This is a genomic window from Microcystis sp. M_OC_Ca_00000000_C217Col, assembly GCF_007095585.1.
GTDB lineage: Bacteria > Cyanobacteriota > Cyanobacteriia > Cyanobacteriales > Microcystaceae > Microcystis > Microcystis panniformis.
The window spans coordinates 1-6528 of sequence record NZ_SFBV01000361.1 but is presented as its reverse complement, the minus strand read 5'-3'; the positions used below and the strand labels follow the sequence as shown (position 1 = coordinate 6528).

Annotated in this window: 8 protein-coding genes and 1 pseudogene; 4 read left to right on the top strand and 5 right to left on the bottom strand. The window is 45.6% G+C overall.

The window, feature by feature from the left end; genetic code table 11:
• Positions 1-249, top strand: a 249-nt coding sequence (locus EWV66_RS23570) for an Rpn/YhgA-type helix-turn-helix domain-containing protein (protein ID WP_502705662.1), incomplete at its 5' end; no start/stop codon positions are given.
• A gap of 65 nt (positions 250-314) precedes the next feature.
• Here the strand turns inward: EWV66_RS23570 and EWV66_RS23565 are convergent.
• Genes EWV66_RS23565 through EWV66_RS23550 form a run of 4 tightly spaced genes read right to left on the bottom strand, consistent with a single transcriptional unit; the run spans position 315 to position 2965 of the window.
• On the bottom strand, positions 315-503 hold the full coding sequence (locus EWV66_RS23565) for a hypothetical protein (RefSeq protein WP_002788545.1): 189 nt from the start codon (positions 501-503) through the stop codon (positions 315-317).
• A complete protein-coding gene (locus tag EWV66_RS23560) occupies positions 484-1662 on the bottom strand; it encodes an LL-diaminopimelate aminotransferase (RefSeq protein ID WP_287107669.1) in 1179 nt (392 codons plus the stop codon). Before EWV66_RS23560 ends, EWV66_RS23565 begins: the two co-directional genes overlap by 20 nt.
• A 16-nt stretch (positions 1663-1678) precedes the next feature.
• Positions 1679-2041, bottom strand: coding sequence for a thioredoxin family protein (locus EWV66_RS23555; RefSeq protein WP_081417910.1), 363 nt, complete (start codon positions 2039-2041; stop codon positions 1679-1681).
• Between the two features lie 45 nt (positions 2042-2086).
• A complete protein-coding gene (locus EWV66_RS23550; RefSeq protein ID WP_287107667.1) occupies positions 2087-2965 on the bottom strand; it encodes an ABC transporter permease in 879 nt (292 codons plus the stop codon).
• Positions 2966-3281: 316 nt separating this feature from the next.
• On the opposite strand from EWV66_RS23550, the gene EWV66_RS23545 reads away from it, so the two are divergent.
• The 3 genes and pseudogenes from EWV66_RS23545 (at position 3282) to cobT (ending at position 4987) form a co-directional block, all read left to right on the top strand.
• A complete protein-coding gene (locus EWV66_RS23545) occupies positions 3282-3515 on the top strand; it encodes a hypothetical protein (protein ID WP_002788542.1) in 234 nt (77 codons plus the stop codon).
• A pseudogene (locus tag EWV66_RS23540) lies at positions 3503-3730 on the top strand (type II toxin-antitoxin system VapC family toxin); the annotation flags it as partial. The gene EWV66_RS23545 and the pseudogene EWV66_RS23540, both read left to right, overlap by 13 nt.
• A gap of 177 nt (positions 3731-3907) precedes the next feature.
• The gene (cobT, locus tag EWV66_RS23535; protein WP_052275353.1) at positions 3908-4987 is read left to right on the top strand and encodes a nicotinate mononucleotide-dependent phosphoribosyltransferase CobT; all 1080 of its coding nucleotides are present in this window, start codon (positions 3908-3910) and stop codon (positions 4985-4987) included.
• 457 nt (positions 4988-5444) lie between these two features.
• On the opposite strand, the gene EWV66_RS23530 is transcribed toward cobT, so the two are convergent.
• Positions 5445-6416, bottom strand: coding sequence for a zinc-dependent alcohol dehydrogenase family protein (locus EWV66_RS23530; RefSeq protein ID WP_052278344.1), 972 nt, complete (start codon positions 6414-6416; stop codon positions 5445-5447).
• Positions 6417-6528: the final 112 nt, after the last annotated feature.

Here is a 6528-nt window from a genome sequence, read left to right as displayed (position 1 = left end):
TTAAATCGAGAGACGATTAAAAAAATCCTTCGGAGTGACATTATGAGAGAATCCGTCATCTATCAAGATATTTTAGAGGAAGGCAGAGAGGAAGGCGAGGAAAAGGGACTACAAAAAGGTAAAGAAGAAAAAGCTCGACAAATTGCCCTAAAAATGCTATCTGCTGGTTTTTCTATCCCAGAAATCGCCCGATTTACCGATTTATCCCCCGACGCGATCGAGCAATTACAAAGACAGCAGCACAATTAAAGCTTTTAACCGCAAAGGGTGGGGAATTAGCAAAATTTTGGCTCATCTCCGCACCCCAAGCGCAGTTAACGACGTTTAGCGACGCAACGCACCACTAAACCACCACCTAGTATGCCTAGTCCGATAACACCAGAAGGTTTGGGAGTGGACACATTACCAATATCACCCGAAATATCAGAAGCAACAAGGCGAAAGTTATCGATTGCAGCATAACCACTGCTTAGAATATCGGTTTTATCCCAAAAAAGCCCCAATTTTCTCCACGGCAGCCTCTAGAATATCGGGATCGTGAACTAAGGCAAAACGCACATACCCCTCACCACCCTTACCAAAACCGGAACCGGGGGAAACAGCGACACCAGTTTGGGCCACCAATTGCCGACAAAAATCGACGGAATTACCCGGCCAACTGGGGGGAATTTTCGCCCAAACGTACATAGTGGCGGCCGGAGTGGCAACCGGCCAACCGATGCGATTTAGGGCATTAATAAACACATCCCGGCGTTTTTGGAAGATAGCGACGGTTTCCTTGACTGAATCTTGATTACCGGTTAAAGCAGCGATCGCACCGTTAAGAATGCCCAAATACTGATTAAAATCAACCATGGCTTTAATCTGTCGCAAAGCCATAATTAACTGCGGGTTGCCAATGGCGAAACCGATGCGAAAACCGCCCATATTATAGGACTTGGAAAAGGTAAAAAACTCGATCGAATTAGTTTTATCTCGATCGGCCTGTAAAATTGACGGGGGAGGCGATGTTCCCGCAAAAAAGATGTCTAGATAGGGAAAATCGTGGATTAAAACTAAATTATGCTGACGGCAAAAATCAACCGCTTTTTGGAAAAATGCCAAAGGTGCGATCGCTGTAGTGGGATTATGGGGATAACTCAAGACCATCAGCTTCGATTGTGCCAGCACTAGCTCAGGAATGTCCTCTAAAACCGGCAGAAAGTCATTTTTTGCCAAAATTGGCATTCCGTACATTTGACCGCCGGCAAGGGCAACACCGCCCAAATGGGAGGGATAACCTGGATCGAGCAGCAGGGCAAAATCCCCGGGGTTGAGAATGGCCAAAGGTAGATGGGCCGTGCCTTCCTGAGAACCAATTAGGGGTAAAACCTCCGTTTCTGGATCGATGGGAACACCAAAGCGATCACTATACCAGTTAGCGGCAGTTATTCGGAAGTCTCTGGTCCCATTATGGAGTAAATAGCCGTGGGTGTGAGGATCGTGGAGAGATCGCTCAATAGCATCGACAACATGGGGAGCAGCCCCAAGATCGGAGGAACCGAGCGAAAGATCGATAATGGTATTACCCGCTTCTCTACTGGCAGCTTTTGCCCGATCCATATCGGCAAAAACGTTGGATTGTAGTGCCTGTAAGCGGTTTGCTAGGGTTAAGTTATTCATAACCACGGATACCTAATTAGCTGACATAGGTATCGATAAAAGATTGTAATTGTTGTTTGCCGATCGCCCCTTCATGAGTGGCAATAATTTCGTTATCTTTAAAGATGCGTAAAGCAGGAACACCTTCCACCTTACATTTAGCCACCGAGTCGGGGTTAGGGTCTATTTCTAGTTTAACTACTTTTAGCCGTTCGCCGTAGGTGTTGGCTACCCAATCGATCGAGGGGGATACCAGACGGCACGGACCGCACCAACTCGCCCAAAAATAGACTAAAACGGGTTTTTCGACCCCAAAAACCTCTTGGTCAAACTTCTGATCGCTAATGACAGTTACGCTACTCACAGTATTTATTTCCTCACCATCGCTACTGATTATCATAGAGGTTCTGGGTACTTTTCGGCAATTATCCACTTCCAAAGTTCCTCAAACATTAGGATCAAAGACATCCCGTAAACCATCACCGATAAAATTAATACTTAACACCGTGATCACGATAGCTAGAGCGGGAAAAATTACCAAGTGGGGAGCAGTTGTCAAGTAATCTTTAGCTTTAAATAACATTTGTCCCCAAGTCGGCACATCGGGGGGGAAACCCAAACCCAAAAAACTCAGGGTTGACTCGGTAATAATCGCATTACCCACGGCTAAAGTGGCCGCCACGATAATCATTCCCAAAACGTTAGGTAATAAATGCACCCAGATTAAACGGAAAGGAGTGGCCCCCAAAGCTTTTGCAGCCGAGATAAATTCCATCTCCCGTAACTTTAAGAAATTTCCCCGCACCAATCGCGCCACCGACATCCAATTTAAACCCCCGATCACCAAAACCACGAGGATAAAAATACCCGTTTCCGGTCCGGCGATTTTCTTGATACTATCGCGAAATAGATAGACAATCAGCAAAAGTAGGGGTAATTGGGGCAAAGATAGAAATAAATCCGTTAATCGCATCAATAAGCCATCGATCGCCCCCCCGTAAAACCCGGAAATAGCCCCGATCGCCGTTCCCAAAATCATCGCCACCATCATAGCAGCAATCCCCACCGCTAGGGAAATTCGACCCCCCACCAAAATCCTCGCCAATTGATCCTGTCCCAGATCATTAGTCCCGAAAAGATGTTTTAAACTAGGGGGAGCCGTAGCTTGACTAAAATCGATCGCATCTATAGGAACTCGATAGAAAATTGGACCGAATAGGACAGCAAAAATAATTATCATTAATGCGATCGCTCCTATTACTGCCAGGGGATCTCGGTAAAAACGTCGCCAATTATCGATAATTGTAGAAGACAGGAGAGACATAAGCTGTTAAGTAGATAGGTATTAAAAACTTTCAGATCCCCCCGCCTATCGGCACCCCCCTTATCAAGGGGGGCAGGGGGGATCAAACCTAAAATCCATTTTAAATTTAATTATAACCAGCTACTTAAGTGTTTAAATTACTTTTTGAGACGAGGCACTCTTGCATTGGGGGAGATTCCGCTAATCTAAGAATAAACGGTTTAAATTAGTCTTTTTAGTCTGCTGTATTTTAGGTAAAATCTCAAGATAAGTCCCTTTATTGAAGGAACCGTTGTGTTATAATATAACTCAAGTTCAGAAAATAGAGAGTAAAACTATGACTGTTAAAGAACTTATTCAAACAGCAATTGATAATCTACCTGAAGAACAACTAGATGAACTTTATCAATTAATTAAAAATTTCACCGCCAGCAAAAACAACTTATTAGAAGAAAAGCCATCCTTATTCAAACGGCGTTTTCCAGTTGAGAATATGGTGGGTAAAGCTAAAATACTAGGTGATATGGTCAGTCCTATTGTAGATGAAGAAGATTGGGAATGTCTGAAGTAATTGTGCTTGATACTCATATTTGGTTGTGGTTAATAAATGGCAATTTTGACAGATTTCCCGATCATTGGCTAGTAGAAAAATTTGAGTTAGCAGAATCTCTCGGAGTTTCCCCCATTTCTTGCTATGAAATAGCCCTTGCTAACCAACGGGAAAGATTAGAATTAAGTTATCCCCTTCAAGAGTGGATTCAACAAGCTTTAACAGTAGCTAAAATATAGCGGTTCTCGCATCTGTGCGGCACACTTAAACCTTTGCTGATTAAGCTGTTCAGGCTCGGGAATGTACCTCTTGTGAATCAGAAACGCTATAACTTATTTCCTAAATATGTCGAAATCAAAGATCATCTCAGGGAGAGAGCGAAATAGTGATAAGTAATAGGACAAAATCAACAGATGATTAAAATTTACACGGAAATCGAACAGGGGCAAAATTGGTTAGAGCGCCATCAAAAATCTTCTCCGATATTTGCCCTAGTTTTGGGGTTTACCGAGACGGGATTAATCCCCGGAATCTCCACCGCCGGCGCTACCCCGGAAGATAGAAAATATACAGCGATCGCCGATGCCGAATTTATCGTTAAAGGAGTTTCACCCCATCCCCGTTATCCCTTACCCCCCCTAACGGTGGGAGCCTCCCCTGCCTATATTACCCGCGCCGTAGTGGAAAAATTAGCCATTCCCGTCCTCGTTTTTAACGCCGGTTTACCCTTGCCCCCGGCCGTCGATTATATCGAACTAGGGGGACAACCGGCCCGTTGTCTCTCCACTGGCTGCGCCCTAGATATCCCCATAGTAAAACACCTGTTCGCCCAAGGACTAACCTGGGGAGAAAAATTAGCCCGGGAGTCTAGTTATCTAATTATCGGCGAGTGTGTGGTCGGTGGCACCACCACCGCCCTCGCCATCCTCACCGGATTGGGTTATCGAGCCAACGGCAAAGTTAACAGCAGCCACCCCCAGTGCAATCATGCCCAGAAACGGGCAATAGTTGAGCAGGGATTAGCCCAAAAAGAAATTTTTGATCCTTTTGAGGTAATCGCCGCACTAGGCGATCCTCAGCAGATTTTCGTCGCTGGCATGGCAATCGCCGCCAGTGGGCAGGGTGGGGTACTCCTCGCTGGAGGAACCCAAATGTTAGCCGTTTCTGCTCTAATTCAAGCTCTAGTGGCTAAATATGCCTATCCAGTTAACTGGGAAAATATCATCGTCGGCACAACTCGCTGGGTAGCGGAAGATAAAACGGGGGATACGGTGGGATTAGCCCGCCTGATCGGAAAAATACCCCTATTAGCCACAAAATTAGATTTTTCCGCCTCTAAATACCCAGTTTTGCAAGCTTATGAACAAGGTTTCGTCAAGGAAGGAGTCGGAGCCGGAGGATCAGCGATCGCCGCTTATCTGTACCAGAATTGGACTAATCAAGATTTGGTCAAAGCGATCGAAAATTTAATCGGGTTTCAACTAAACTGTTGACTATCTGGGGTTTGCGGCAAAAAGCTTTTCCTGGGGGCAGGGGTAGGGCTGATTCATTCTCCGAATCTAATTCTTTTTTTGCTACCTTTAATCGCTTAAGTACCTAGGCAAAATTATTTACACATGACGATCATTACAACCAGTTCCCGAATCTTCTATGATTATGGGTCTAGTCTTTTTTGGCGGTGGCTTGTTTGCGGTTAGCCGACGAAAAAATCAGAACTAAAACCCAACCTTAGTGTGTGCCAAGGTAAAACCTTGGCGTGAGAAAAGGCGGCGTTGTCAGATCAGAATAGGAAAGATGCCATGCAATCTTTCCTATCAAAGTAATTTCAGTTCCAAGCTGATTCGGAGCATCTTTCAATTTGACAACGCCTATTGTAGGGCTAATTCATGAATTAGCCCTACACCTATTACCTAGCTATATTCCACGCCTATTGTAGTGGCCAGCAGATTTCTAGTCGATAATTAGGGCAATTTTCCCCGTCACCGCACCAGTTTCTAGCAATTGATGGGCGCTGATAGCTGCCGCTAAAGGGAAGGTTTGGGAGAGATGAATAGTTAACTTTTTCTCGTCAATTAAACGCGCCCCTTGCTTGAGAATTTCTGTTTGATATTTTTGCGCTTCTGGCAGTCCCATCAAAGCCGGGGTTAACATTAATTCTAAACTAATCCGCAAATTGCGATCGCGTGCTTCCTTCCAGCTGCCCGTAGGTTCCAAAATCGTCACCATATCGCCATATACTCGCACCACTCGGCAAGTTTGCCCAAAAGTTGCCCCTCCCACCGTATCAAAAGCGACATCTACCCCTTTCCCTGCGGTTTCTTGAAGTATCGCCGCAACAAAATCGGTTTGTTTGTATAAAATCGGGTAATCTGCCCCTAATTGCCGCACTAAACGCTCTTTATCGCTATTTCCCACCGTTGTATAAACTTTAGCCCCCCTCAGTTTCGCCAATTGAATCGCAACATGACCAACACCCCCGGCCCCGCCATGGATAAGGACGCTTTGTCCCGACTGAAGACGGGCGCGATCGTAGAGTGCTTCCCAAGCGGTGATTAAAACCAAAGGTACAGCGGCCGCCTCGGCAAAAGAAAGAGATTTCGGCTTATGGGCCAGATAATCCGCCTCGATCAGGGCATATTCGGCATAATTTCCCGTGCCGGCCTTGCCCAGTCCGCCGTTACAAAAATACACTTCATCCCCGGGGCGAAAATCCTGCACCGCCGCCCCAACTGCCTCGACAATTCCCGCCCCGTCACAGCCCAAAATGGCCGGCATTTGCTCGGGGTAAAAAGTGCCGCGTTTACGAATTTTTGTATCAATAGGGTTGACACCAGCCGCTTTTAATGCTAATAAAACCTGATGCGGTTGACTAATTTTCGGGGTGGGGACTTCCTGAAGCTGCAGGACATCCACGGCAGTCATCGAAAATTTGGGTCTGAAACCCCGTCGTTCTACGACGGCTTTACTGTTAAATATGAGCATCGTTTACGAAATATATGCTAAAATGTGAGGTATGGAAAAAGCCTATTCGTTT